Below are 26,142 nucleotides of genomic sequence, written 5' to 3' on the forward strand. Positions count from 1 at the left end.
TTCCCGTGCAACCGGCGCGGATATCCGCGCCGGTTGCAGCGGTCAGCCCGCCACGCCGTAGCCGCCGCCGCCCGGCGTTTCGACGACGAACACGTCGCCCGGCGCCATCTGCGCGCGGCCGATATGGTCGAGCGCCTCTACCGTGCCGTCGGCCCGCTCGATCGTGTTGCGGCCGAGCGCGCCGGCGCCGCCGCCCGCCGCGCCGAACGGCGCGTGGATCCGGTTGTTCGACAGGATCGACGCGGTCATCGGCTCGAGGAAGCGGATCCGCCGCACCGCGCCGTCGCCGCCGCGCCAGCGCCCGCTGCCGCCGGACCCGGCGCGGATCCGGTGCGAATCGAGCCGCACCGGGTAGCGCCATTCGAGCACCTCAGGATCGGTCAGCCGCGAATTCGTCATGTGCGTCTGCACCGCGCCGACGCCCGCGAAACCGTCACCCGCGCCGCTGCCGCCCGCGATGGTCTCGTAGTACTGGTAGCGAGCGTTGCCGAATGTGAAGTTATTCATCGTTCCCTGGCTCGACGCGACGCAGCCGAGCGCGCCGTACAGCGCGTTGGTGATCGCCGACGACGTTTCGACATTGCCCGACACGACGGCCGCCGGATACTCGGGGTTCAGCATCGAGCGAGCCGGCACGATGACCGTCAGCGGCTTCAGGCAGCCGGCGTTCAGCGGGATGTCGTCGCCGACCAGCGTGCGGAACACGTACAGCACGGCGGCCATGCAGACGGCCTTCGGCGCGTTGAAGTTGTTGTCGAGCTGCGCTGACGTGCCGGTGAAATCGATTTCCGCACGCCGCGCCGCGCGGTCGACGCGGATCGCGACGCGAATCTCCGCGCCGTTGTCGAGCGGGTAACGGTACGCGCCGTCCTGCAGCGCGCCGATCACGCGCCGCACGGCTTCCTCGGCGTTGTCCTGTACGTGCCCCATGAACGCGAGCACGACGTCGCGGCCGAACTGCGCAACCATCCGGCGCAGCTCGTCGACGCCCTTCTGGTTCGCGGCGACCTGCGCGCGCAGGTCGGCCATGTTCTGCTCGACGTTGCGCGCCGGGTAGCGGCCCGACGCGAGCAGCGCGCGCGTGTCGGCATCGCGCAGCACGCCGGCCGACACCAGCTGCCAGTTGTCGATCAGCACGCCCTCCTCGTCGATATGCGTCGAATCGGGCGGCATCGAGCCGGGCGTCGTGCCGCCGATGTCCGCGTGGTGGCCGCGAGAGCCGACGTAGAACAGCGGCGCGTCCGAGCCGTCGGCAAATACCGGCGTGATGACCGTCACGTCCGGCAGGTGCGTGCCGCCGTGATACGGGTCGTTCAGCATGAACACGTCGCCGTCGCGCATGCGGCCGCGGTTGCGCTCGATCACCGTGCGGATGCTCTCGCCCATCGAGCCGAGGTGTACGGGCATGTGCGGCGCGTTCGCGATCAGGTTGCCGTCGCCGTCGAAGATCGCGCACGAGAAGTCGAGCCGCTCCTTGATGTTCACCGAGTACGCGGTGTTCTGCAGCCGCAGCCCCATCTGTTCGGCGATCGACATGAACAGGTTGTTGAAGATCTCGAGCCGCACCGGGTCGGCATCGGTGCCGAGCGAGCGGCGCGTCGGCAGCGGCGTCGTGCGCGTCAGCACGAGGTTGCCCTGCGCGGTCATTTCGGCGCGCCAGCCGGGTTCGACGACGGTCGTGCCGTTCTTCTCCGCGACGATCGCCGGGCCGTCGATCGCGTCGCCGGCAAGCAGCGTGTCGCGCACGACCAGCGCCGCGTCGTGCCATTGGCCGCCCGAATAGAAGCGCACGGCCGCGTGCGCTTGCGGCGCCTCGCCTGCCTCGCGCGGTGCGAGCGGCGCGATGTCGACCGGCGCGTCGGAGCGGCCGATCGCCTCGACCGACGCGAGCTCGGCCACCAGCGGCGTGCCGGGCATCAGGAACGCGTAGCGCTGCCGGTACGCGGCCTCGAACGCCTGCTGCATCGCGTCGACGCTGCCGGCCGGCACGTCGAGCGCCGAATCGGTGCCCTGGTAGCGCAGGTGCACGCGCCGCTCGGTCGCGATCCGCTCCGGCGGCACACCCTGTTCGAGCAGCGCGCCGACGGCCTCGTCGGCCAGCCGGTCGAGTGCCGCATTCAGCGCCGGCAACGATGCGTCGGACAGCACGGCCTCGACCGCGCGCTCGCGCATCGCGGTCTGGTCGGCGAGACCCATCCCGTATGCGGACAGGACGCCCGCGAGCGGATGCGCGAACACCTGCGTCATCCCGAGCGCATCGGCCACGCCGCACGCGTGCTGGCCGCCCGCGCCGCCGAACGTCGTCAGCACGTAGCGCGACACGTCGTGGCCGCGCTGCACGGAGATCTTCTTGATCGCGTTCGCCATGCTGCCGATCGCGATGTCCAGGAAGCCTTCGGCCAGCGCCTCGGGCGTCTCGCGCCGCCCCGTCGCCGCGCGGATCTCGTCGGCGAGCGCCGCGAACTTCGCGACCACGCCGTCGCGGTCGAGCGGTTCGTCCGCATGGGGGCCGAACACGCGCGGGAAATGGTCGGGCTGGATCTTGCCGAGCATCACGTTGCAGTCGGTGACCGTCAGCGGGCCGCCGCGCCGGTAGGCGGCCGGCCCCGGGTTCGCGCCGGCCGATTCGGGCCCGACGCGCAGCCGCGCGCCGTCGAAGCCGAGCACCGAACCGCCGCCCGCCGCGACCGTATGGATGCTCATCATCGGCGCACGCATCCGCACGCCGGCCACCTGCGTCTCGAACTCGCGCTCGAACTCGCCGTTGTAGTGCGACACGTCCGTCGACGTACCGCCCATGTCGAAACCGATCACCTGGCCGAAGCCGGCCGCACGCGCAGCACGCACCATCCCGACGATGCCGCCGGCCGGGCCCGACAGGATCGCGTCCTTGCCCTGGAACGCGTCGGCGCGCGTCAGCCCGCCGCTGCTCTGCATGAACTGCAGGTTCACGCCCGGCATCTCGTGCGCGACCTGCTCGACGTAGCGGCGCAGGATCGGCGACAGGTACGCGTCGACGACGGTCGTATCGCCGCGCGACACCATCTTCATCAGCGGCGACACTTCGTGCGATACCGACACCTGCGTGAAGCCGATGCGGCGCGCGAGTTCGGCCAGCGCGCGTTCGTGCGCGGTGTAGCGGTAGCCGTGGATCAGCACGATCGCGAGCGCACGCACGCCGCTGTCGAACACACGGCGCAGCGCCGCTTCGGCACCCTGAACATCGAGCGGCACGACGACGTCGCCATGCGCGCCGACGCGCTCGTCGATCTCGACGACGGTCTCGTACAACGCATCGGGCAGCACGATGTCGAGATCGAACAGGCGCGGCCGGTTCTGGTACGCGATACGCAGCACGTCGCGAAAGCCGCGCGTCGTCGCGAGCGCGGTGCGTTCACCCTTGCGTTCGAGCAGCGCGTTGGTCGCGACCGTCGTGCCCATCTTCACCATGTCGACGTGCGCGGGCGTGATCGGCTCGCCTGCCGCGACGCCGAGCAGGTGGCGGATGCCGGCCACGGCCGCGTCGCGGTACTGCTCGGGGTTCTCCGACAGCAGCTTGTGCGTGACGAGCGTGCCGTCGGGCCGGCGCGCGACGATGTCGGTGAACGTGCCGCCGCGGTCGATCCAGAATTGCCAGCGCGCAGCGTCGGAGGGAACGGGGGAAAGGTGTCGGTCGGTCATGATGTCGGGTCGAGGCGTCGTGGAATCGAGGGACGAGCGCCGCCGCACGGCGCGCGTCGCACGCCGTGTCACGGTCTCGATGAAAGGGGAAGAAAAACGCCGGGCCGGCCGGCCCGTCGCTGCCGTCGGTCAGGCGGCGTCGAGTTCGCGGCCGCGGGTCTCGGGCAGCGTCAGCGCGGCGACGATCACCACGCCGTAGGCGGCGACCGCGAAGATGCCGATGCTCGTGCCGAGCCCGTACTGCTTCGAGAGTGCACCGATCAGGAACGGGAACAGCGCACCGATCGCGCGGCCCACGTTGTAGCAGAAGCCCTGGCCGGAACCGCGCACGCGGGTCGGGAACAGTTCGGTGAGGAACGCGCCCATCCCGGAGAAGATGCCCGATGCGAAGAACCCGAGCGGGAAGCCGAGCCACAGCATCGACGCGTTGGTCAGGTTCAGCGACGTGTAGGCGAATGCGATCACCATCGAGCCGACCGCGAACAGGATGAAGTTCGGCTTGCGGCCGAGGCGGTCGGTCAGGTACGCGCTCGTCAGGTAGCCGACCCACGAACCGAAGATGATCATCGCGAGATAGCCGCCGGTGCCCATCACCGTGAGGTGCCGCTCGGTCTTCAGGAAGGTCGGCAGCCACGTCGTGATCGCGTAGTAGCCGCCCTGCGCGCCGGTCGTCAGCAGCGCCGCGCGCAGCGTCGTCGTGATCAGCTTCGGCGCGAAGATCTCGGTCAGGCGCGGCGCATCGGCCACTTTTGCCTGCGCGGCCTTCTCCTTCTCGTAGACGTCCGGCTCCTTCACGTAGCGGCGGATCGCGACGACCAGCAGCGCGGGTGCGAGGCCGACGAGGAACAGTGCGCGCCACGCCTGCTCGGCCGGCAGCACCGAGAACAGCAGTGCGTACAACAGCGCGCACAGCCCCCAGCCGATCGCCCAGCCCGACTGCACGAGTCCGACCGCCCTGCCGCGATCGCGGGCGCGGATCACTTCGCCGATCAGCACCGCGCCGGCTGTCCATTCGCCGCCGAAACCGAAACCCATCAGCGCGCGCGCCGCGAGCAACTGGTGGTAGTTCTGCGCGAGCCCGCACAACGCGGTGAACACCGCAAACCACAACACCGTGAGCTGCAGCGTGCGCACGCGGCCGATCCGGTCGGACAGGATGCCCGCGATCCAGCCGCCGAGCGCCGACGCGAGCAGCGTGACCGTGCCGATGAAGCCGGCGTCCGCGAGCGAGATGCCCCACGTCGCGACGAGCGTCGGGATCACGAACGACAGCATCTGCGTGTCCATCCCGTCGAGCATGTAGCCGACCTTGCAGCTCCAGAACGCACGGCGCTCGCGCGGCTGTGCATCGGCGTACCACGAGAACAGGCCGCTGCTCGCTCGGCTCGCGGGCTCGGCGGCGGGTGCCGCGAGGGTCTTGCTTTCCATGGTGGTGCTCCTGTCGTTATGCGCGTTCGAATGGCGATCGTGCGTGCGGTGTGTCTTGCGTGGCCGTCTGCCGGCCCGGAATTCAGAATACGGCCAGCGATGCGTTCGTGATGTCGGTCATCAGCATGTGGCCGGGCGTGTGCGCGATCGCGATCGGCAGCTTCGCGTCCATCAGCGCGGTTTGCGGCGTCACGCCGCACGCCCAGAACACCGGCAGCTCGCCGTCGCGGATCGTCACGGCGTCGCCGAATTCGGGCGCATTCAGGTCGGCGATGCCGAGCTCCCGCGGGTGGCCGATATGGATCGGCGCGCCGTGCACGCCCGGAAACCGGCTCGTGACCTGCACCGCGCGGATCGCGTCGGCGCCGCGCATCGGCCGCATCGACACGACCAGCTGGCCGCCGAAGATGCCCGCGCGGCGATTCGCGATCGACGTGCGGTACATCGGCACGTTGCGACCCTCCTCGACGTGACGCAGCCCGATACCTTCGCGGGCGAGCATGTCCTCGAACGAGAACGAGCAGCCGATCGCAAATACGACGAAATCGTCGCGCCACAGCGCTTCGAGCGACTCGACGCGCTCGGTCAGGCGCCCGTCCCTGTATACGTTGTAGCTCGGCACGTCGGTGCGGATGTCGAGATCCTCGCCGAGCGCGTCGATCCGGAACGCGCCCGGTTCGCCGACGCCCAGCAGCGGGCAGGCCTTCGGGTTCGCCTGGCAGAAACGCAGGAAATCGTGCGCGTACGCGTCGGGCAGGATTGCGAGGTTCGCTTGCGCGAACGGGCCGCAATGGCCGGCGGTCGGGCCGCGGAATGCGCCGCGGCGCACGGACTGGCGGAATTCGGAAGGCGTCATGATGAGTCGTCGCAGATCGGGATGTCGTCGGGATGACGGTGGTGTGTCATCGGATATGGCGAAGAATAGAAAGGAAAAAATTTTGACGCCAACGAGTTTTTTTGCGTCTGTTGTATAGAATTTCTTAACGGATCCGCGGGTTTTCCCCGGTCCCGTTCATTTTTCGTCGCCGGCAAGCTGCGCATCCACTGCTCGCCCGATCCGCCATGAACACGCGTTTTCTCGAAACCTTCGTCACGCTCGCGAAGCTGCGCAACTTCCGCACGACGGCAGCCGCGCTGCATGCGACGCCGGCCGCGATCTCGCAGCGCCTGAAGGCGCTCGAGGACGAATTGCAGACGGTGCTCGTCGATCGCGACAGCCGCGAATTCCGGCTCACGCCGAACGGCGAGTACCTGCTCGGCTATGCGAAGGCCGTGGTCGAGGCGACGCAGGAGCTGCAGGCCGCCGCGTCCGGCGAGAGCGCGCTGCGCGGCAAACTGCGGCTCGGCGTGATCGAGACCGTCGTGCACAGCTGGCTGCCGCACTACATGCGGCGGCTGGCGGCCGACTATCCGCAGCTGGAAATCGACCTGACCGTCGACGTCAGCGTCGTGCTGCAGCGCCGGCTGATGGCCGGCGAGCTCGACCTGATCATCCGCGTCGAAGGCAGCGACGAGGCATCGGTCGTGTGCGACGCGCTCGCGAACTACCCGGTGCGCTGGATCGCGCGCGCGGGGCTGCTGCCGAACACGCGCACCGGCCTCGCGCGGCAGGTGCTGCGCCAGCCGATCCTCACGTACGGGCGCGGCACCGCGCCGCATCGCGCGCTGGAAGACATCGTCCGCGCGCTCGCGCATGCGCATGGCGTGCCGCTGTCGGAGACGCGCATCACCGGCTCGCCGTCGATCTCGGTGATCGTGCAGCTGGTGCGCGACGGTTTCGGCGTCGCCGCGATTCCGGTGCTGTTCGTCGATGCGCTGATCGAAAGCGGCGAAGTCGTCGAGCTGCCGCTGCAGCCGTCGCCGCCGTCGATCGTCGTGTCGATGTCGCGGCGTGCGGACGCGCCGCGGTTCGTGCACGGCGCGTCGATCGCCGCGCGGGCCGCGTGTCACGAGTACTGCGAAAAGAGCAAGCGGTTGCTGGTCGAAGCGCTTTGACGGTGCCGCGCGGGTCGACGCGCGTTCGACATCTCGGCGGGAATCGCCCACAATCGCCTTCGGCGCGTGGGCACCTTCGCGCCACGCATCGTGAATGACGGCGCGGCCGACCGGCATTCATCGCTTCGCATGCCCGTGCTCGACAGAAGGCAACATGCAGATCCGCTCCGCTTCCACCCGCCTGAACCTTGCGCGCGCCGTGATCGTCGCGCTGTATGTCGCGTCGCTGCTGCTGCCCGTCGCGGCCGAACCGCCGAATGCGGCCGGCGCGGTGAGCTGGTGGCGCGGCTACATGGTGCTCGCGCTCGGGCCGCTCGCGATCCTCGACCTCCAGTTCGCGTGGCTCGGCAATCCGCTGCTCGTCGTCGCGCTGATCAGGCCGAACCGCACCGTATCCGCGCTGCTCGCCGCGGCCGTGGTCTTTGCGATCGGGTGGCACGCGATACCGACCGACGCGAACTACGAAAAGATCAGCACGTTCGGCGCCGGGTACTACCTGTGGATCGCGGCGATGATTGGCGGCGCCGCGTTACCGTGGATCGACGGGCGCCAGCGGAAGGAACGTGTTGCGGCCGCAGCGGCAAGCACGCGCCGCCCGGTACAACGCGATACCGCACCGTCACCGGGCCGCCCGCCCGGCCGGCAAAGCGGCTGGACCGTGACGGCGACCGGCTCACGCATCGAATCGACCGACCAGACCGGTGCAACGCACGGGATCGCGCTGTCCGACCTCGGTGCCGTCGTGATCGAAACCAACGACCAGGGGCCGTTCGTGTCGGATGTCTGGTGGCTCCTGTTCGACACGAACGAGCAGCTCGCGTGCGGATTCCCGCAGGACGCCGAAGGCGCGAAGGCGGCGGTCGACCGGCTGCTCGACCTGCCCGGCATCGATCACCGCAAGGTCATCGACGCGCAGACGTCGATCCGGAATGCGACGTTTCCGGTCTGGACGCGCGCGGGAAGCGAACCGGCCGCGCCGGGTGAAACCGGAGCGACCGCTTGACCGGCGACACTCACGCCGATTGCCCCGCATGCGGCTGCGTCAGCTTGCCGTCGCCGTACTCGCGGAGCACCTTCGAAATCACGACGCGATAACCGTCCAGCCAGCGTGCGTGCTTCGCTTTCGCTTCGAGATGCGCGGGATGCTGCATCAACTGCTGCAGCGCCGCCTCGGATTCCCAGTAGTAGACGTTCTGGATCAGCCCCGCTTCGGCGTTCTCCCACGTTTCCTCGCCGAGATAGCCGGGCGTCGCGCGCGCCATGTCGGCGATCTGCCGGTCGAGACGGTGGAACTCGTCGTCGTATTGCCCGGCACGAAAAATGAAGGTCGACGCGTACATGCACGCTCCATCGAAGACGGTTGAAAGAGCGCAAGTGTACGGCACGCGCGGCGTGCCGCGATCGTCATGCGACGGTTGCTATGCGGCGAGCGGATCGGCGGCGAGCCGGTCGTCGAGCCATGCGTCGATCCGCGGCGCATCTGCATGCGCGCCGGCTGCGGGCGACGGCATCGCCGCGAGCGCGAGTCTTGCGCGCTCGAGCGCCTGCGCGAAACCGCGCAGCTCTTGCGTCGCGGGCCGGTCGTCGGCACATCGGCGTGCGAGCGCCGCTTCTATGTTTGCGCCGATCAATGCAAGCTGCGCGTCGACGAAGTCGATGCACAGCGCGCGGCAATGCGCGGATATCGACGCGACGGTCAGCAGCACGGGCACGATCGACACGGTCAGGTAGCCGCCCGGTGCGAGCCGCGACAGCGCATGACGCACGTCCTGCCCGCCATCGGTCAACGACGCGAACACGGCATCGCGCCACACCGCACGCTCGAACGCGAGCGCATGACGATGGGCGTCGAGCGCCGCGCGGTCCGCGACCTGCCCGGCCGTTACCAGCGGAACCGGAAAGGAAGATCCGGCGGAGGACTGCAGCGCTCCCGCCTCGACGATGCAGTTCGCGCCGAGCCATGCCGCATCGTCGCGCCGCGCAGCGAGCACGCGCGACTGCAACCGGTCCGGCAGCATCGGATCGAGCGGCACCGCGCTGCAGATCGACGGCTTGTTCGCATGCACGCTGCAGCGGCCATCGTCGGCCAGCGCCGCGCAACGGGCGAGCGACGGATAGTCGTAGCCCTGCAGCGTCAGCGCGATCCATTCGCCATTCGCACCGCTGACGCGATGGAACAGCCGGTCGGCCAGCGCATCGGCTGCCGCGACATCGTCGGCATCGAGCGCGTGCTCGCGCCCGCCCGCGCGCCAACGCTCGCCGATCCGCCGCTTCGGCACGCGACGGATCGTCAGCGCACCGACGAAGCGTTGCCGATGCCGGAACAGTTCGCGCAACGACAGCGTCGGCGGGCTGTTGCAGCAGCGTCCGCATGCGCTGCATGCAAGCAGGTAGCTATCTACCACGGCCGCCGCACCGAATCCTGGTAGCGCGTGAGGATGAAACGCGCGACGTCGTCCGAGTGATACGCGGCGACAAGCTGCGTGACCCACGGCTTCGAGCGATCGGCGTCGCGCACCGTCAGCACGTTCGCATACGGCGAGCGCGCATCCTCGAGGCTGATGCTGTCGCGCGCGGGCTGCAGCCCGGCGCGGGCGGCGTCGTCGCTGTCGATCGCGACGAACGCGGCCGTATCGAGCGCCGCATAAAGACGATCACGGCGCAGCGCGACGAGTTTCAGCCCGAGCCGGTTGCCGGTCACGTCGCGCAGCGTCGCGTGCAGGCCAGCCTTTTCGCGCAGCGTCACCAGCGTGTCGTTCTGCAGCAGCACGAGCGCGCGTGCCATGCCGCGCGGATCGGCGGGAATCGCGACCGTCGCGCCCGGTTGCAACGCGCTCAGGCTTGTCAGCTTGCGCGAATAAAACGCCATCGGCAGCGTGACGGTCGGCGCGACTTCGGACAATGCGTAGCGCTTCTGCGTGCGCGTCGCGGCAAGCTGTTGCGCGTCCTCGAAGCTGGCCGCATCGATCCGGCCGTTGGCAAGCGCCGCGTCGATACGCGATGCATCGTCGAATTCGACGACGTCGATACCCAGTCCGCGCGTGGCGGCGACCCGCTTCACTTCGTCCAGGATCTGCGCATGCACGCCGCGCGTCACGCCGACGCGCACCGCCGGTGCAACGGTTTCTGCCGCAACGGCCGAGGCCTGATGCACGACGCCGCACGCAGCCAGCAACCCTACGGAAACGAATCGCACGAAGCCCTTCTTCATGACGCATCCCTCAGAATCGTGCGAAAGCCGATATGCGACGCACCAAGGTCGGCCTCCTGCTGCTCGCGCGACGACGCGCGATAGCGTACGCAGTAATCGCGCGAGCACAGGAACGAGCCGCCCTTGATGACCATCGGCGTATCGTGCCGGCGCGTCGGCGGCGCGACGGCCGCCGTGTCGCCGTTCGTGTGCGACTGATGCGGGCCCGTGTACGCGTCCTTCGTCCATTCCCAGGCATTGCCGATCATGTCGTAGAGCCGGAAGCCGTTCGCCGCGTAGCAGCCGACGGGTGCGAGCCCCGCATGACCGTCCTCGGCCGTGTCGAGCACCGGAAACGCGCCCTGCCAGTAATTCGCGGCCGGCTTGCCCTGCGCATCGCGCGGCGCCGCATCGAGCGATGCATCGTCGCGGCCGGCCTTGCCCGCGTATTCCCATTCCGCCTCGGTCGGCAGGTCACGGCCGAGCCAGCGCGCATACGCGAGCGCGTCGCGCTGCGTGACGAGCGTGACGGGCAGGTTGCCGAGCCCTTCGACGTCGCTGCCCGGCCCGCGCGGGTGACGCCACGACGCGCCCTTCACCCACGACCACCATGCGAGGTCGCGTGCATTCATCTCGTCGCGCGTCGGCACGTGGAACACGGCCGCGCCGCCCTGCTGCTCGGCCTCGGTCACGTAGCCGGTCGCCTGCACGAACGCGGCGAACTGCGCGATCGTCACGTCGGTCTGGTCGATCCAGAAGCTGCCGACGCGCGTGCGGCCGTCGCCGACCGGACGCTCGTCCGCATAGCCGCGCGTGCTGCCGAACACGAACGCGCCGCCGCGCAGGTGCACCATCCCCGCCTGCGGGTCGTCGCGCCACTTCGCCGGCAGTCCCGAATAACGTTCGCACTGTCGTTCCGAACCGAGCGGCGCAAGCGCGCGGCCGCGATTCAGGTCGTCGAATGCGCCGCCTGGCGGCGCCGCCGAATTCGCATAGCCCACCGCGAATGCGGCGGCGAACAGCGTGGCGGCAAGCGCCGCGCCGGTCGTCCAGAAGCGGAACCGCATCGTGTCGCCCCCGCGATCAGTAGTAGCCGCGCGGACGCAGCGGCTCGACGCCGCCGACGTTGCTCATGTAGGTCTTCCACTGGTCGACGAGCGTGCCGATCACCGACGGGTTCTGCGCGGACACGTCGGTCGTCTCGCCGCGATCCGACGCGAGGTCGTACAGCTGCCAGTGACCGTCGAGCGGCCCGAGCGGCGGCTCGGTCCACAATGCCTTCCAGCGGCCGTCCGCGCTGCGCAGGTAAGCGCGGCCGTACGCTTCGTCGCCGAACGGCGTCGTGTGCACTTCGCCCGTCGCGGAGCCCGTGAGCACCGGCAGCAGCGACTGGCCCGTGACCGGATACACGTAGCGGTTGTTGTAGATCACCTTGCCCTTGTTCTGGTCGACGCCCGTCAGCGTGTTGACGAGCGGCGGCGCCGGCTGCGACGGCGGCGTGACGCCCGCGACCGCGAGGAACGTCGCCGTGTTGTCGGTCACGTGCGTGAATGTGCGCAGCGTCGGCAGCTGCTGCGACTGGCCCGGCAGCCGCACGATCGTCGGCGTCGACACGCCGCCTTCGGCCGAATAGCCCTTCGTGAGCCGGAACGGCGACGCGCTCACTTCGGCCCAGCGCAGCCCGTACTGCAAACGCTGCGCGTTCTGCTTGCCGTTGTCGGTGCCGAGCGTCGAGTAGATCGGGTCCTGGCCGTTCGCGGTATCGGTCGCCGTCGGGTCTGCGCCGCCGTCGATCGGCCAGCCTTCCGCGCCGTTGTCCGACTGGAACATGATGAACGTGTTGTCGTATTCGCCGATGTCCTTCAGGTGCTGGATCAGCAGGCCGATGTTGTAGTCGAGGTTCTCGACCATCCCCGCGTAGATCTCCATGTAGCGCGCCTGAGCCTTGCGCTCGGCCGGCGACAGGCTCGCCCACAGCTTGTCGACCTTGCCTGCACCGTAGTCGCTGTAGCCGTCCGCGGCCGTATGCACAGCGCTGATGTACTTCGCGTTCGCGGCGCCGTTGTTCGCGGTCGCGGGCGACGCGGCCGTCGTCTCGGGCAGGCCGTCGAACGGCTTGAAGTCGGCGGGAATCAGGCCGAGTGCCTTCTGCCGCGCGATCCGCGCGTTGCGGATCGCGTCGTAGCCGGCGTCGTACACGCCCGCGTACTTGTGCAGCCAGGGTTCGGGCACCTGCAGCGGCCAGTGCGGCGAGGTGTACGCCGCGTATGCGAAGAACGGCTTGCCGTCGCGCTGGTTCGAATCGATGTACGAGATCAGCTTCTGCGTATAGAAGTCGGTCGAATAGAACACGGCCGGGCTGCCGCCCGTACCGCCCGGCTGCCCGGGCTGGCCAGGCTGCACGTAGCGGCCGTCTTCCGTGTAGTTCGACGAGCCGGCCGGCTCGTGCGCGAAGTGGTTCGTCGCCGCGCCGCCGAGCAGCACGTAGCTGCGCTCGAAACCCCACTGGTCGGGCGTCTGCCCGCTGCCCGTCGCGCTGCCGACGATCCCCGAGCCGATGTGCCACTTGCCCGCGATATACGTGTGATAGCCGGCATCCTTCAGCAGTTGTGCGAACGACAGCGCGCGATCGTTCAGGTAGCCCTCGTAGCCGGGCAGCCCGCGCCGCTCGTCGGTCGGCACGCCCATCGTGCCTTCGCCGACCAGATGGTGATCGGTGCCGGATACCAGCATCGCGCGCGTGATCGCGCAGACGGTGCCCGTGTGGTGGTTCGACAGAATGCGGCCCGATGCGACGAGCGCGTCGAGGTTCGGCGTGTTGATTTCGCCGCCGAATGCATGGATGTCGGAATAGCCGAGGTCGTCGGCCATGATGTACAGGATGTTCGGGCGCTTCGCGGCCTGCGGCGGCGTCGTATTGGCCTGCGGCGGCGGCGAATCGCTGTCGACGCCGCCGCACGAGGCGAGCGACACCGCGCCGGCAATCGCGGCGCAGACGACACGGAAACGGAAAGCATGCAACGGCGAAGCGGACTTTTTCATTCTTGTTGACGCTCGATCTACGGGATCGGCGATCTTAGCGTCGCCCGCGCGGCGCCCAAAGTCGGATTCGTCACATGCTAACGGGGTGGGGGAATATGCGCTGCGCAGCGCGCCGCCGTGCGTCAGCTGCGCCCGCCGAGGCTGCCGCCGCCGTCCACCGACAGCACCTGCCCGGTGACGAAGCCGGCTTCGTCGGACAGGAAGAAGGCGATCGCCGCCGCGACGTCGCCGGCCGGTCGCCACAACGTGCTCCATACCATCGCCATCCTTGTCCCGAAAACGTTAGGAAAGGTGTCAAGACGGTCAAAAAGATCTGCAAAACTGCTCCGATAGCGACAATCGCGGAGGTTGCCGCAACCGGTCGACATGCCGGCATCAACGCTACCCGCCACGATTGGCGGGGCATCACCGGCACAATCACGCGATCTAAACTCGATCGGTCTGCGCGACAACCTGCTGGCGTTACCGATCAATTTGGAGAAAGGAATATGTAAGGATTGCATGACTTATCCCGAGATAGTCCAGATGTCGAAATGTCCGAGTTTTTCCACAGCCTTCCATGCAAACATGACCGCGCTGCACATGCCCGTTCCAACAACGCTTTTCGCAACGCTGCAAACGTCCATCGTCAGCGTTGCCGCCATGATGGATGTTTTGAAAACATTAGGTGCAGATGCAACGGTCGGTGAACTGATCGGCGCCACGACGAAGCTGGAAGGCGTCACCATCGGAGGTTCGATTCTTGCCAGCATCTACCTGGGCGCAGTCATTGGCAGCTTGATGGTCGCAACCGATGCATCATTGGCCTGCGGAGTCGGCAAGCGAGGAATCAATATGTCTTTGGCGGTCGCTCGATGGGGCGCACGTTACGGACTCGCGATTCATCCTTTGGTTATGGCTCAAATTCTGCGCCATCCCGAAGTGCTTACACCGGGCTCGCACAGCTATCTGGGCCTGAAGGCGAACACTGCGATCCGAGGTGCGCAATGAACTGGCTTGCAGACCGATTGCTTCTCATCGTCACGGCACTGATCGTCACGGCCGCAGGTTGGGCGATCATCAGCGCGACAGGCGAATGGTTCCCCACCCTGATGACGGTGACCGCAGTCGCTACGCTTTGGATCGACAACACGCGGCTGCGCAAACTGCTCGAACAAAACGGCATCGATCCGCGGCGACGCAAGCGTTAGTCGCTCGCGCAAAAAGGCCCGTTGCTTGTCGACGAGTATTTCTTCATCCACACGGAAAACGCACGGCCCTGCCCGGGTGGACCGCAGCGCCGCGAAACGCATCCGGCCACCGCCGTCGATTTACCGTCGTCGCAGCCCCGTCGATCGGCCCGCCCCGCCGCGACCGGCATCGCACGCCGCGACGCGATCTGCAGCCAGCCGGGTTGCCGCGTCGTAGTCGGAGAATCGATCACCGTCATGTCCGCTCGCCGTTGGCGTCATCGGACGCCAGCATGCCCGGAATCTCGTCCATCAGCGCATCGATGACGACGCGCACCTTCGACGGCACATGGCGCGACGCCGGCCGCACCGCGTACACCTCGGCACCCGACACGCTGTTGCTGTCCATCACGAGCGCGAGACGGCCGTCGCGCACATACGGCGCCATCAGCCAGCACGGCAGCCACGCGAGGCCCGCGCCGGCGGCGGCGGCATCGGCGATCGCCTGCAGGTCGTCGAGCCGCAGCCGGCCAGCCGCGCGATGCTCGCGCACGACACCGTCCGCGCCGATGACACGCCACGGCGCCGGCTGCCCGCCGCGCGAATACGCGATGCCGACGTGCGACGCAAGCTCGTCGAGCCCCGACGGGCACCCGTGACGCTCCAGATACGCGGGCGATGCGCAAATGCCCATGCGCTGCACGCCCAGCTTCCGGCCGACGAGCGCGCTCGTGTCGGCCAATTCACCGATCCGCACCGCGATGTCGAAGCCGTCGTTCACCAGGTCGGCCACGCGATCGCTGAACGACACGTCGATTTCGAGCCGCGGATGCCGCCCGACGAGACGCCGCACGACGGGCGCCACGCATTGCCGCCCGAACAGCACGGGCACGCTGATCCGCACGCGCCCCGCCGGCTCGCGGCGCCCCGCGTCGAGCGCGGCCTCGGTCTCGCCGAGTTCGCCCAGCAGCCGCCGGCATTGCTCGTAATAGACGAGCCCTTCGTCGGTCAGCCCGAGCTGGCGCGTCGTGCGCTGCAGCAGCCGCGCACCGAGACGCTGTTCGAGCCGCGCGACGATCTTCGCGACCGCCGAGCGTGTCATGCCGAGACGCAGCGCCGCCGCCGCAAAGCTGCCCGACTCCACGACGTCGACGAATTCGGCGACGCCCCTCAACCGCTCGTCCATGCAATTCCGCTCCGGTGGGATGACTGGTTTGTGTCCGCACTGGCGACAATCGTTGGCCGAATTCTCGCCAATGCGTCCCCGCACGCAACACTATGATAGTCCTGACTATCTCAAAAAGGAGCGGACATGCATGCATGGCAAGTGAAACCGGGCGACGGCATTGCCGGGCTCCGGCGCGTCGACGCGACGCAGCGCGCGGTCGGGCCGACCGACGTCGTCGTGAAGATCCATTCGGCCGCGCTGAACTATCGCGACCTGATGTTCGCGCGCGGCGACTATCTCGGTATCGGCAAGGAAGCGCTGATTCCGGTCGCCGACGGCGCCGGCGAAGTCGTCGAAACGGGCCGCGACGTCACGCGCTTCAAGCCGGGCGATCGCGTGATCAATACCTACTTCCCGCACTGGATCGACGGGCCGCCGACGCCGCACAAGGTGTCGGGTTCGCCCGGCGCGCAATTCGACGGCGTGCTCGCCGAACGCTTCGTGTCGGACGAAGCCGCGCTGGCCGCGATTCCCGCGCATCTCGACTACGACGAAGCAGCAACGCTGTCGTGTGCGGGCGTCACCGCGTGGAACGCGCTGTTCGTCGATGGCGGGCTGGGGCCGGGCGCGACCGTCGTGCTGCTCGGCACCGGCGGCGTGTCGGTCATTGCGCTGCAGCTCGCGCATGCGGCCGGTCTGCGCACGATCGTGACCTCGTCGAGCGACGCGAAGCTGGAACGCGCTCGCACACTCGGTGCGGACGCAACGATCAACTATCGCACCACGCCCGAGTGGCAGCACGAGGTGCTACGGCTCACCGGTGGCGTGGGCGCGGATCTGGTCGTCGAAGTCGGCGGACGCGATACGCTGCCGCGCTCGGTCGCGGCGACCAGGATGGGCGGCATCGTGTCGGTGATCGGCGGCCTCAGCAGTTTCAGCGGGCCGGAACTGGGGCTGCTGTCGCTTATCGGCGGCATCCGCCAGCTGCACGGGCTGATGGTCGGCAGTCGCGCGATGCTCGACAACGTCGTCAGGCTCGTCGAGGCGAAGCGGATCAAGCCGGTGGTCGATCGCGTGTTCGGCTTCGACGAAGCACCGCAGGCGTATGCGCACCTGCAGTCGGGGCAGCATTTCGGGAAGGTCGTGATTCGCGTCGCGCAGTAACCGAAAGAGGCGGCGGGCTGCCGTCCGCCGCCTGCCGGCCGGCCCGGGTCCGTCAGAACCTGTGCCGGATCCCCGCATGCGCCATCAACTGCTTCGTATTCGACGACAGATCAGCCGCGCCGGGAATGTACGCCTGATCGAGCGACGAACCGGTTGCCTCGCCGGCGATCCGCTGGTACGCGCCCATCAGGTAGATGTCCGTTCGCTTCGACAGGTTGTAGTCGGCCATCAAGCCGACCGAATGGATCTTCGGCTTCGCCGCACCCGTCGTCGCGTCGTAACGCACCGTCGTGTACACGTACTGCGCGCCGACGAACAAGGCTGGCGTGAACTGGTACTTCCCGTTTACCTCGAAGTTCTGGTACTTGATCGCCGTCACCGTGCCGCCGGCGAGCGGCCCGGCCGACGGCGCGATCGTCTCGTCACCGAACAGGTAGCCGACGTTCGCGGTGGGCCGCGTGACGTTGCTGTTCGTGTACGCGAATCCGACCGTCGCGGGCCCGGCGGTGTAGTTCACGCCCGCACCGAAGATCCGCAGCCGCGCCGATGCGAAGTTCGCATCGGCACCGACCGATCCGGAACTCGCGATCGCGCCGCCCGACGTCGCACCCGGGTTGTCGGCATTCAGGAAGGCCGCACCGACGAGCAAGCCGCCCTGCTCGTACTGCGCGCCGACGCTCCACTGGCGATTGTTCGCGAAGCCCGTGTCGTTGCTGAAACTGTACGTGCCACCGAACGAGAAGCCGGAGAAATCCGGGCTCGCGTACTTGACCGTATTGTTGACGCGAAACGTGTTGCCCGTATTGTCGTTGTCGAGCGGGTGCGAGAACGGATAGACGCCCCAGCTGCCGTTGGCGGTCGTCGGTGCGACATAGTCGACGATCGCATCGTATTGTCGGCCGAGCGTCAGCGTGCCGTAGCGCGTGCTACCCAGTCCTACGTATGCTTGCCGCCCGAACACGCGCCCGCCCTGTGCGAGGGTGCCATTGTTCACGTTGAAGCCGCTTTCGATCTGGAACACGGTATTGAAGCCGTCGCCAAGATCTTCGGTACCCTTCAGTCCCCATCGGCTTCCCTGCGCGAAACCGCTCGCCATCTGCCATGCGCCGTGGCCGCCGACGTTGCTCGTATAGTCGATGCCCGCGTCGACGAGGCCGTAAAGCGTGACACTGCCCTGCGCAAACGCCGGCGCTGCGCACAGCGCCGGAATCGCGACGAAAAACGATCTCCAGTTCATTCGGCTTCCTTATTTATATTTGCATTCCCGCCATCTTGCCGCTTTGATGCGGTTACTTCGTGCCGTAGATGTCGAAGTCGAAGTACTTCCGGTTGATCTTCCGGTACGTGCCGTTCGCGAGAATCGTCGCCAGCGCGCGGTTGAACGCGTCGCGCAGATCACTATCCTGCTTGCGCAGGCCGAGCCCGTCTCCCTGTCCGAAATACTTCACGTCGTCGATCGGCGTGCCGACGAACACGTAGTCCTTGCCCTGCGGCTTCTTCAGAAAACCGTCGCTGGCGGCGATCGACGCCTGGAACGCCGCGTCGAGCCGCCCCGACACGAGATCGGCATAGACCTGGTCCTGGTTCTGGTAGGACACGATCTGCACGCCCGCCGGCTGCCAGTTCGCGATCGCATAATCGGCTTGCGCGGAACCCTGCTCGACGCCGACGCGCTTGCCTTTCAGCGCATCGGCCGTCGGCAGCAGCGGCGAGCCCTTGCGCGCGATCAGCCGCGCAGGCGCATTCGAGATGCGGTTCGTGAAGGCGATCTGCTGCATCCGCTTCGGCGTGATCGTCATCGACGACGCGATCACGTCGAACTTGCGCGCGAGCAGGCCGGGAATCATCCCGTCGAAACTCGACTCGACCCACACGCAATGCGCATGCAGTTCCGCGCACAATGCATTCGTGATGTCGATCCCGAACCCCGTCAATGTGCCGTCGGGAAGCTTGTATTCGAGCGGCGGGTAGGTCGGATCGACACCGAGCCGGATCTCCTTGCCGGTCCAGTCACCGGCGTGCGCCGTCCCCGCCGCCAGCACCACCGCGAGTGCTCCCATCCACTGCTTCATTGCCTGTCTCCTTGTGTAAAGCATGAATCGAAATGGCCCGGCCCGTCGAGCGCCGGTCTTGCGCGTGTCGCATCACGCGAGATACCGTTCCGCCAGCGCGACCCAGTAGCTCGCGCCCGTCGCGAGGCACGCATCGTTGAAGTCGTAGCCGGGATGGTGCAGCCCGCATCCGGTCGCGCCGTCGCCGTTCCCGGTCCCGTTGCCGATCGACAGGTAGCTGCCCGCGCACACGTCGAGCATGAACGCGAAATCCTCGCTTGCCGCGATCGGCCGCATATGCGGAATCAGCGCCGCATCGCCGCCCCATTCGCGTGCCACGTCGCGCGCGAACGCCGTTTCCGCCGCGTGATTGACGAGCACCGGATAGCCGTGTCGATAATCGATCTCGGCCGTGGCGCCGTAGCTCGCGGCCTGCCCGTGCACGACCGCGTGAATACGACGTTCGAGCAGCACACGCACGTCCGGCGACAGCGCACGCACGCTGAGTGCCAGTTCCGCGTGCGGCGGGATCACGTTCGATGCGGTGCCCGCGTGAATCGAGCCGGCGGACACGATCGCGAGGTCCTGCGGATTCACGTTGCGCGACACGATCGTCTGCAGCGCCATCACGATCGACGCGCACACGACCACCGGATCGACCGTCGCGTGCGGTGCGGCGCCATGCCCGCCGCGTCCGGTCACGCGCACGTGCACCTCGTCGGCCGATGCCATCGCCGGGCCGTCACAGAAGCCGAGCACGCCCGCCGGCAAGCCCGGTACGTTGTGCATCGCGAACACCGCGTCGCACGGGAAACGCTTGAACAGCCCGTCGTCGATCATCCGCTTCGCGCCGCCGAGCCCTTCTTCGGCCGGCTGGAAAATCAGGTTCAACGTGCCGGTAAAGCGTGCCGACCCGGCAAGACAGCGGGCCGCCGCGAGCAGCATTGCCGTATGGCCGTCGTGACCGCATGCGTGCATCACGCCGTCGCGCCGGCTGGCGTGCGGCAGCGCGGTCGTCTCCTGGATCGGCAGCGCGTCCATGTCGGCACGCAACCCGAGTCGCTTCCCGGTGCCGCGCGTCAACGTGCCGACCACGCCCGTGCCGCCGATTCCTCGCGCGACCTGATAACCCCATGTTGTCAGCAAACCCGCGACGAGATCGCTCGTCGCATGCTCTTCGAAGCCGAGTTCCGGATGCGCGTGAAGCTGGTGACGCAGCGCGATCATCTCTGTTTCAATCGCGGCTATTTCCGGCCGGATAGGACCCTGTTCCAACCCCGATTCTCCTTTGCACGTTCCGGTTGCCGATTGCTCTCGTGACAAATCGTGGCCAAATCGTATGCAGCGGAAATCCTTTCGAACAGCCACGCTTTCGTTATGATGACAACCTTTCGTTGTCGGGTATCACGCCATGAGCAGCATGAAACTGCATCAATTGCAGGCCCTCGTCGCGAGCGCGGAAGCCGGCAGCATTCGCGGCGCGGCGCGTGCGCTCGGGCTGTCGCAGGCAGCCGTCACGCGCGCACTGCGCGAACTGGAAACGAGCGAGCGCCTGCCGCTGCTCGTGCGAGCGCCGGAAGGAATCGGCTTCACCGAATACGGAAAAACGCTGCTCACGCACGCGAAGCTCGTGCTGAAGCAGCTCGAGCATGCGCAAAGCGATCTCGAGCGGATGCGCGGCCGCATCGAGGGCCGGCTGAGCATCGGCGTCACGCCGTGGCTCGCGATGACGTTTCTCGCGGAGGCGGTTCTGCTGTTTCGCGAGCGGATGCCCGACGTGCGCCTCGAACTCCACGAGGCGCTGATCGCCGTCGCTCAGCCGCTGCTGCGCGACGGCAGCATGGACTTCGCGCTCGGGCATGTTCCGCCGGGCGGCACGCAGGAATTTTCGTGCGAACCGATGTTGCGCTACGAGACGTCGGTCATGGTGCGCGCCGGCCATCCGCTCGAACGCGCGCGGTCGATCCACGACCTGCTCGACAACGACTGGGTACTGAATTTCGCGGCCGACGGGCAGGCCGCGCTCGTCGACTATCTGTTCACGCGCCACGGCGCACGGATCGACGAACGGCGCATCGTTCGTGCACAGTCGGTCGCGATGTTGCAGACGATGCTCGAACAGGCCGACATGTGCACGTGGTGCCCGACGATTCTCGCGGCCGTGCCACCGTTCGGCGAACGGATGCGCGCATTGTCGTTGAAGGAAACGTTCGAACCGAGCGACCTCGGAATCGTCACGCGCCGCAGCAGTACGCTGAGCGACGCCGCGCGCTGCTTCATCGACTGCCTGCTGCAGGTGATCCGCCGGCATGCACGATCCGCGCGCAAGGAGGATCTCGCGCTGTTCAGGACGGTGTCGCTGCTGATCTGACGGCCCGAGGGATGCAGTCCGATCGCCTCAGCCGCCGCGGCACCGGCCCGCCCCACGCCGGTGCCGCGGCACGCCTCGCGCGTCAGATCTTCGCGGTGAGCGTGATCCCGACCGTGCGCGGATCGCCGTACAGCGCCGGATACGCGCCGTACGACGGCAGCAGCTCGAGCTTCTTGTAGACCTTGTTCGTCAGGTTCGTCACATAGCCCGTCACGATGTACTTCTGGTTCGGCGTCGTGTACGACACGTGCGCGTTCAGCACCGTATAGCCGCCCTGCCACAGCTGCGGCATCGTCTGGCGCGTCGCGCTGAAGTACTCGTGGCTGCGGTAATTCACGTCACCGCCGGCCGTCAGCGTGCCGAACGACACCGGCACGCGATAATCGAAGCCCGCATTCAGCGTCGTGTGCGGCGAACGCGCGAACGAGTTGCCGACGGCCGTCGGCACGTAGCGGAACTCGGTGTAGCGCGTGTTCAGCATCCCGAGGTTCGCGAACAGGTACAGGCTGTTGACCGGCTGCGCCTTCAGCTCCAGCTCGAAGCCGTCCGCGCGCCCCTGCCCCGCATTCGACAGCGTCGACACCGGCGGCCCGCCCAACGGGTTCGGTGCAAGCGCGAACACCTGGATGTCGCGATAGTCGTAGTGGAACACGCTCGCGTTGACGATCAGCCGCTTGTCGAACCATTCGCTCTTGATGCCGACTTCGTAATCGGTCAGGTACTCCGGCGACACGGTCGACAGCGTGCTTTGCGTATATGCATTGCCGTTGTAGCCGCCCGAACGGAACCCGCGTGCGTAGCGGAAATACGCGCGCACGTTGTTGCTGAGCGCATATTCGGGCGTGAGATCCCAGGTCGGCGCGCGCCACGTGTTCGTCTGGTTCTGCCGCGCGCTGACCGCGAGCGGCGACGACACCGACGACGGCGCCCACCAGCTGTTCGGATCGCTGAACGTCACGTTGCCGGTATCCTGCAGCCCGGTCAGGTTGATGGTTTTGCGCTCGATCGTGTAGCGCAGCCCGCCCGTCACGTTGAAACGATCGGTGAACCGGTACTTCACGCTGCCGAAAATTGCCGCGCTCTGCGTATGCTGCGTGAGGTCCGTCAGGTGGTAGTACGCGGGCGACGGCGCACCCGGCAGCCCGCCGCCGGCACCCTGCTCGGCCAGCTGCTCGGTGAACAGGTGCGTGCCGACCAGCCAGCTCAGGCGGTCGCTCTGCGGCGATTCGAGCCGGAATTCCTGCGAGAACTGCCGGCTCGACAGGCGGTCATGCGAACGCGCCGCATCGAACGGCGAATAGTCCTCGTCGTCCTGGTACCAGCGGTGCAGCCCTTCGAACGCGGTGATCGACGTCAGCGACACCGCCGGGTTGATGCGCCAGTGCGCGGTCAGCGACGTGCCCCACGACGAGATGTGATCGCTCGACGGCGCATTGAGCGACACCGTGTACGGATCGCTCGACCCGACGAAGCCGAACTGGTTCGCGCCGCCGCGCCCCGCGCCTTCCGCGTGCCACGCATTGCCGCCGCCCGTGTAGTTGCGGCCGTGGATGTTGAAGAGGAAGTCGGTGTCCGACGTCGGTACCGCCAGCACCTGGAAGCGCACCGCGTTGTCGTGGAAGCCGCCGAAGCGCCCGTGCTGAACGGTGTTCGTGTAGAAGCTGTCGGCATTCTCGTGATACACCGACACGCGCGCGGCCAGCACGTCGTTCTTGCCGATCGGGCCGCCGATCGCGGCTTCCGCGAGCCGGCTGTTGTACTGGCCGAGTCCGAGCTTGCCGTAGCCGCTCACGTCGAAGGTCGGCTTCTGCGACGTGATGCTGAGCGCGCCGCCGACGGTATTCTTGCCCCACAGCGTGCCCTGCGGCCCGCGCAGCACTTCGATGCGATCGAGGTCGAACAGCGGAAAGCCCTGCCCGAACACGCTGTTGATGTACACGTCGTCGAAGTACACGCCGATCGGGCTCAGCGACAGGTCCGACGGATCGTTGCTGCCGACGCCGCGCAGGAACCAGCGCGGCCGTTCGCGGCCCTCCGTCGATTGCCCGGTGAAGTTCGGTACGTACTTCGTCACGTCGTTGATCACGCGCAGTTCGTTGTTCTTGATCGCATCGCCGCTCAGCGCGCTCACCGCGACCGGCACGTCCTGGATGCTCTCCTTGCGCCGGCGCGCCGTCACGGTCACCGTGCCGAGGTTCGTTTCGCGTATGGCCGCGCCGCGGTTCGCCCGTGCCGGCTTCGGCGCAGCCGCGGCTGCGTCGTCCGGTGCCTGTTGCGCCGGCTTCGCGTCCGGCACCGCCGCCGTCGCCGCGCCGTCCTCTGCCCACGCCGGCAACGATACGGCGCCGCCCGTCAGCAGTCCCCCCAGCGTGGTGACGATAAGTTTTTTTCTGAACATCGATGAGTCATCCTGTTTGATCGGTTGAACGCACGTGCGACCTGCGCACGGGTTCTCTCTTGCAATTCGGATGCCAGCATCGACGAGCCCGTCGTACGGGCCTTCCGGCGTGCGTGCGGTGCAGGTGTTGCTGCATGCGCATCTGTGAACGGAAGCAAGCTGCTTGTCACGCAACACCGGCTCGGAAAATCATCAGGACAGCTTGGCAGGCATCTTCTGCGTCGTCTCACGGCGCCGATGAACGAGCCGCAGCGCGAGCGCAACCAGCACGACGACGGGCAGCCAGCACAGAAACACGGCCTGCAACCCGACGATCGGCACGAGCGCACTGCCGGCCAGCGGGCCGCAGAACGCACCGGTCATCGACGCGAGGTTGTAGAGGCTCGACACCTGGCTCTTGTCGGCCGGGTGGCGGCCGAGATGCTGCATGTTGACCAGATGCAGCAGCGACGACCCGGCACACAGCGCGGCGAGCCCTGCGCCGACGATCCACGCGTCATGCGCGAGGCCGAGCGCGAGCAGCCCGGCCATGCCGCCCGCGAGGCTGAAGGCATGGCAGCGGCGCGCCGTCATCCGCTGCGCCGCATGCCCGAGCCCGAACAGCGCAATCACCGCGACGACGCCCTGCAGCGTCAGCAGCGCGACGGCGCCCGATTGCGACAACCCGAGCGACTGGATGGCGAGCACGACCGTATAGGTGCCGGCGAGCGAGCGCGTCGCGCTGTTCACGGCTTCCAGCGCAAGCTGCTCGCGCACGTCGCGGCTCCAGGCAAGCGCGAGCAACGCACGCAGGCCGCCGGTTTCGGGTTGCGCGCCGCGCGGCGACGGCTCCGCGTCGCCGAGCAGCACCCGGCTGAACCACGCCATGCCCGCGAAGCTCGCCGACGCCGCGCAGAACGTCGCGACCGCGCCATGCGCGCCGATCAGCCAGCTCGCGAGCCACGGCCCGGCCATGCCCGTTCCGACCGACATGGCCGCGCGATACCAGCCTGCACGGGCGAGGCCGATCCGCGCGAGACGCGCGAGGAACACGCCGTTGATCGAGACGATCCGGAACGGGATGCACAGCCCGATCAGCGCCTGCGTGAGCGCGATCAGCGGCCATGCGCCGGTGAACGGCACGACGAGATTGAGCAGCATCGGCCCCATGCTCGCGGCGAAGTACACGCGCCGGGCGCCGTAGCGCGCGACCAGCAGCCCGGCCGGCAACGTCATCAGCGCGATGCCGAGCGGCTCCATCGCGGCGATGATGCCGAGCCGCGCGCTGTCGACGCCGAGCGCGAGCGCATACAGCGTCGTCGCGAGCTGCGCCATGCTGATCGTCGTGCCGCTGGCGAGCGCGAGCAGCATGAAGCCGCCGGTGAAGCGCTCGCGCCGCCATGCGTCGGCGACGCGCGCCGGCGTACTCACCGCGACAGCGTCGCGATGCCGTCGAGCGCGCGCCGGTCGATCCACGCACGCACGTCGAAGTCGGCCGGCAGGAACCGCCAGTCGACCAGGAAGCGCTTGAAATCGTCGAGCGCGGCGATCGACGCTTCGTCGAGATCCGTACGCAGCCGCCGGTGCACGTCGGCGCCGTACGCAAGCCGCAGCCAGTCTTGGCCCGAGCCGGTCTCGCGGCCGAGATAGCCGAGCACTTCCTGCTCGTGCTCGCGCGCCCAGCCTTCGACGTCGGTCACGCGTGCGAGGAAGCGGCTGACGATGTCCGGATGGCGCTCGAGCGTCGACGCATTGACGGTCAGCGGCCGCGGAGAGCCGTTGTTGATGCGGATCTGCGGATCGGGATGAAAGCCGATGTCGACGACCGGCTGCGCGCCGATCAGGTGCGCGGTTTCCAGCCCGAGCGAACCCTTCACGTAGATCGCATCGACGTCGCCGCGCACGAGCGCGGCCGCCTCCGCCGCATAGAGCCGCCGGCTCGACAGGCTCGCGGGATGGCTGAACGCCGCGTCGCGCGTCGCTGGCATCGACACCGGCGCGCGCAGGTTCGATGCCGGGACGTAGATCCATTCGACATCGCCGGGGCCGAGCCCGTCGAGCGACAGCGCGCTGACGAAGCCGCGCAGCGCGGCCGCGCGGAAGATGTCGATGCGCTCGCCGTCGCGCCGCGGCAGGCCGATGCGGCGCCCGCGCAGGTCCTTCGGCCGCGTCAGGCCGGCTTCCGGCAGCGCGACGATCGCCTGCGCCTCGTCGACCCAGGTCAGCGCGACCACCCGCGTGTCGGCGCCGGCCGCGCGGGCCCACAGCGCGGGAATGCTGCCGCCCTGCCGGAACGCGTTGTCGAGCGAATGATCGACGTGCGCGTGATGCAGCGCCGCGTGCTGGCTTTCCTGCAGCGCGCGCACGGTGATGCCGTCGCCGGCGAATTCGCTGTCCAGCCAGCCGAGATGCGCGGCGATGCCGAGCGGCGTCGGCACCGGACAGCGCGTGTACCAGATCGACTGAACGTTGTGTGAAGCCGTGGTGCTCATGGATGCGTTCGCAA

At 67.9% G+C, this 26,142-nt stretch carries 22 protein-coding genes and 1 pseudogene; 6 read left to right on the forward strand and 17 right to left on the reverse strand.

Annotated features, from left to right (window positions below; all coding sequences use genetic code 11):
• Window positions 1-42: 42 nt before the first annotated feature.
• From AC5LXX_RS28085 to AC5LXX_RS28095, 3 genes are all read right to left on the reverse strand, one after another.
• Window positions 43-3,681, reverse strand: coding sequence for a hydantoinase B/oxoprolinase family protein (locus AC5LXX_RS28085; protein WP_493411867.1), 3,639 nt, complete (start codon window positions 3,679-3,681; stop codon window positions 43-45).
• Window positions 3,682-3,810: 129 nt separating this feature from the next.
• Window positions 3,811-5,109, reverse strand: a complete 1,299-nt coding sequence (locus tag AC5LXX_RS28090; RefSeq protein WP_124451354.1) for an MFS transporter — start codon at window positions 5,107-5,109, stop codon at window positions 3,811-3,813.
• A gap of 82 nt (window positions 5,110-5,191) precedes the next feature.
• Entirely contained in the window at window positions 5,192-5,965 is a 774-nt protein-coding gene (locus AC5LXX_RS28095; protein WP_493411868.1) for a putative hydro-lyase, read from the reverse strand.
• Between the two features lie 206 nt (window positions 5,966-6,171).
• Here AC5LXX_RS28095 and AC5LXX_RS28100 point away from each other — a divergent pair, with 206 nt between their 5' ends.
• Together AC5LXX_RS28100 and AC5LXX_RS28105 are read left to right on the forward strand one after the other, a co-directional pair.
• Entirely contained in the window at window positions 6,172-7,104 is a 933-nt protein-coding gene (locus tag AC5LXX_RS28100) for a LysR family transcriptional regulator (RefSeq protein ID WP_124451359.1), read from the forward strand.
• A 154-nt stretch (window positions 7,105-7,258) separates the two neighbouring features.
• The gene (locus AC5LXX_RS28105; RefSeq protein ID WP_493411869.1) at window positions 7,259-8,107 is read left to right on the forward strand and encodes a hypothetical protein; all 849 of its coding nucleotides are present in this window, start codon (window positions 7,259-7,261) and stop codon (window positions 8,105-8,107) included.
• A 10-nt stretch (window positions 8,108-8,117) separates the two neighbouring features.
• Here the strand turns inward: AC5LXX_RS28105 and AC5LXX_RS28110 are convergent, their stop codons facing one another.
• The 6 genes and pseudogenes from AC5LXX_RS28110 to AC5LXX_RS28135 form a co-directional block, all read right to left on the reverse strand.
• On the reverse strand, window positions 8,118-8,444 hold the full coding sequence (locus tag AC5LXX_RS28110) for an antibiotic biosynthesis monooxygenase family protein (RefSeq protein WP_124451363.1): 327 nt from the start codon (window positions 8,442-8,444) through the stop codon (window positions 8,118-8,120).
• Between the two features lie 78 nt (window positions 8,445-8,522).
• Window positions 8,523-9,509 (reverse strand): flagellin N-methylase, encoded by a 987-nt coding sequence (locus AC5LXX_RS28115; protein WP_493411870.1) that lies wholly within the window; start codon window positions 9,507-9,509, stop codon window positions 8,523-8,525.
• Window positions 9,503-10,315 carry a MetQ/NlpA family lipoprotein gene (locus tag AC5LXX_RS28120; RefSeq protein WP_493411871.1) on the reverse strand — a complete coding sequence of 271 codons (813 nt, stop codon included), beginning with the start codon at window positions 10,313-10,315 and terminating at the stop codon, window positions 9,503-9,505. The genes AC5LXX_RS28115 and AC5LXX_RS28120 overlap by 7 nt, the downstream gene beginning before the upstream one ends.
• Window positions 10,312-11,361, reverse strand: coding sequence for a formylglycine-generating enzyme family protein (locus AC5LXX_RS28125; protein ID WP_493411872.1), 1,050 nt, complete (start codon window positions 11,359-11,361; stop codon window positions 10,312-10,314). Before AC5LXX_RS28125 ends, AC5LXX_RS28120 begins: the two co-directional genes overlap by 4 nt.
• Window positions 11,362-11,377: 16 nt before the next feature.
• The gene (locus AC5LXX_RS28130; protein ID WP_493411873.1) at window positions 11,378-13,336 is read right to left on the reverse strand and encodes an arylsulfatase; all 1,959 of its coding nucleotides are present in this window, start codon (window positions 13,334-13,336) and stop codon (window positions 11,378-11,380) included.
• Between the two features lie 122 nt (window positions 13,337-13,458).
• Window positions 13,459-13,563, reverse strand: a pseudogene (locus AC5LXX_RS28135) (SDR family oxidoreductase); the annotation flags it as partial.
• Between the two features lie 139 nt (window positions 13,564-13,702).
• Here AC5LXX_RS28135 and AC5LXX_RS28140 point away from each other — a divergent pair.
• Together AC5LXX_RS28140 and AC5LXX_RS28145 are read left to right on the forward strand one after the other, a co-directional pair.
• The gene (locus tag AC5LXX_RS28140) at window positions 13,703-14,326 is read left to right on the forward strand and encodes a hypothetical protein (protein WP_493411874.1); all 624 of its coding nucleotides are present in this window, start codon (window positions 13,703-13,705) and stop codon (window positions 14,324-14,326) included.
• Window positions 14,323-14,526, forward strand: a complete 204-nt coding sequence (locus AC5LXX_RS28145; RefSeq protein WP_493411875.1) for a hypothetical protein — start codon at window positions 14,323-14,325, stop codon at window positions 14,524-14,526. The genes AC5LXX_RS28140 and AC5LXX_RS28145 overlap by 4 nt, the downstream gene beginning before the upstream one ends.
• Here AC5LXX_RS28145 and AC5LXX_RS28150 read toward each other — a convergent pair.
• Together AC5LXX_RS28150 and AC5LXX_RS28155 are read right to left on the reverse strand one after the other, a co-directional pair.
• Window positions 14,523-14,765 carry a hypothetical protein gene (locus tag AC5LXX_RS28150; RefSeq protein ID WP_493411876.1) on the reverse strand — a complete coding sequence of 81 codons (243 nt, stop codon included), beginning with the start codon at window positions 14,763-14,765 and terminating at the stop codon, window positions 14,523-14,525. The genes AC5LXX_RS28145 and AC5LXX_RS28150 overlap by 4 nt on opposite strands.
• Entirely contained in the window at window positions 14,762-15,691 is a 930-nt protein-coding gene (locus tag AC5LXX_RS28155; RefSeq protein ID WP_493411877.1) for a LysR family transcriptional regulator, read from the reverse strand. The genes AC5LXX_RS28150 and AC5LXX_RS28155 overlap by 4 nt, the downstream gene beginning before the upstream one ends.
• Before the next feature lie 126 nt (window positions 15,692-15,817).
• Here AC5LXX_RS28155 and AC5LXX_RS28160 point away from each other — a divergent pair, with 126 nt between their 5' ends.
• On the forward strand, window positions 15,818-16,837 hold the full coding sequence (locus AC5LXX_RS28160; RefSeq protein ID WP_493411878.1) for a zinc-dependent alcohol dehydrogenase family protein: 1,020 nt from the start codon (window positions 15,818-15,820) through the stop codon (window positions 16,835-16,837).
• Between the two features lie 52 nt (window positions 16,838-16,889).
• Here AC5LXX_RS28160 and AC5LXX_RS28165 read toward each other — a convergent pair whose 3' ends face one another.
• The 3 genes from AC5LXX_RS28165 to AC5LXX_RS28175 all read right to left on the reverse strand — a co-directional run bounded on the left by AC5LXX_RS28165 (window position 16,890) and on the right by AC5LXX_RS28175 (window position 20,115).
• Complete coding sequence (locus tag AC5LXX_RS28165; protein WP_493411879.1) at window positions 16,890-18,074, reverse strand: porin; 1,185 nt, start codon at window positions 18,072-18,074, stop codon at window positions 16,890-16,892.
• A 52-nt stretch (window positions 18,075-18,126) separates the two neighbouring features.
• A complete protein-coding gene (locus tag AC5LXX_RS28170) occupies window positions 18,127-18,909 on the reverse strand; it encodes an ABC transporter substrate-binding protein (protein WP_493411880.1) in 783 nt (260 codons plus the stop codon).
• Between the two features lie 72 nt (window positions 18,910-18,981).
• A complete protein-coding gene (locus AC5LXX_RS28175; RefSeq protein WP_493411881.1) occupies window positions 18,982-20,115 on the reverse strand; it encodes a M20 aminoacylase family protein in 1,134 nt (377 codons plus the stop codon).
• Window positions 20,116-20,299: 184 nt separating this feature from the next.
• On the opposite strand from AC5LXX_RS28175, the gene AC5LXX_RS28180 reads away from it, so the two are divergent.
• Window positions 20,300-21,259, forward strand: coding sequence for a LysR substrate-binding domain-containing protein (locus AC5LXX_RS28180; RefSeq protein ID WP_493411882.1), 960 nt, complete (start codon window positions 20,300-20,302; stop codon window positions 21,257-21,259).
• A gap of 82 nt (window positions 21,260-21,341) precedes the next feature.
• Here AC5LXX_RS28180 and AC5LXX_RS28185 read toward each other — a convergent pair whose 3' ends face one another.
• The 3 genes from AC5LXX_RS28185 to AC5LXX_RS28195 all read right to left on the reverse strand — a co-directional run bounded on the left by AC5LXX_RS28185 (window position 21,342) and on the right by AC5LXX_RS28195 (window position 26,128).
• Window positions 21,342-23,657 carry a TonB-dependent receptor gene (locus AC5LXX_RS28185; RefSeq protein ID WP_493411883.1) on the reverse strand — a complete coding sequence of 772 codons (2,316 nt, stop codon included), beginning with the start codon at window positions 23,655-23,657 and terminating at the stop codon, window positions 21,342-21,344.
• 192 nt (window positions 23,658-23,849) lie between these two features.
• Complete coding sequence (locus tag AC5LXX_RS28190; RefSeq protein WP_493411884.1) at window positions 23,850-25,067, reverse strand: MFS transporter; 1,218 nt, start codon at window positions 25,065-25,067, stop codon at window positions 23,850-23,852.
• Window positions 25,064-26,128, reverse strand: a complete 1,065-nt coding sequence (locus tag AC5LXX_RS28195) for an ABC transporter substrate-binding protein (RefSeq protein WP_493411885.1) — start codon at window positions 26,126-26,128, stop codon at window positions 25,064-25,066. The genes AC5LXX_RS28190 and AC5LXX_RS28195 overlap by 4 nt, the downstream gene beginning before the upstream one ends.
• Between the last annotated feature and the right edge of the window lie 14 nt (window positions 26,129-26,142).

It is taken from the genome of Burkholderia torrens (assembly GCF_984668525.1).